Raw genomic sequence first — 436 nt, 5'->3', positions numbered from 1 at the left:
CGGAGCGTGTCAATGAGTTTGCGACACCTGGGTGTTTACATTCAGTGAGCAAGCGTCAAGTTTTATGCGGGTTTGGGATTCCTTCTTTTTGGGTGGGTTGATCCATGCGGCGACGGGCAATTCGGGTGGTCGCGGTGCGACACGCTTGAAACGCTCGGGGTGGGCCAGGAAGGCGGCATCCAGGGTGGCGCAGCGCGTTCTGGTGAGCGCTTGAGCGCCGCCGTAATGAACGGTGTGCGGGGTCATGAGCGCGATCCCTGAATGACGATGCTCGGTGTTGTACCAGGCAAAGAATGTCTGGCAGTGCGCCCGGGCGTCCTCGATGCAGCCGAAGCGATCCGGGAAGTCAGGACGATATTTAAACGTCTTGAAGTGCGATTCGGAGAACGGGTTGTCATTGGAAACATAAGGCCGACTATGAGTCTTGATCACTTCC

1 protein-coding gene is annotated in these 436 nt (G+C 57.1%); it reads right to left on the bottom strand.

The features are described from left to right. Window positions 1–9: 9 nt before the first annotated feature. Window positions 10–436 (bottom strand): integrase core domain-containing protein (locus ACRXB1_RS37395; protein ID WP_449494939.1); only part of this gene is annotated, 427 nt, incomplete at its 5' end.

The sequence above is a fragment of the Caballeronia sp. M23-90 genome, from assembly GCF_053574605.1.
The sequence above is the reverse complement of the archived record's forward strand: the minus strand, read 5'-3'. Positions and strand labels throughout refer to the sequence as shown.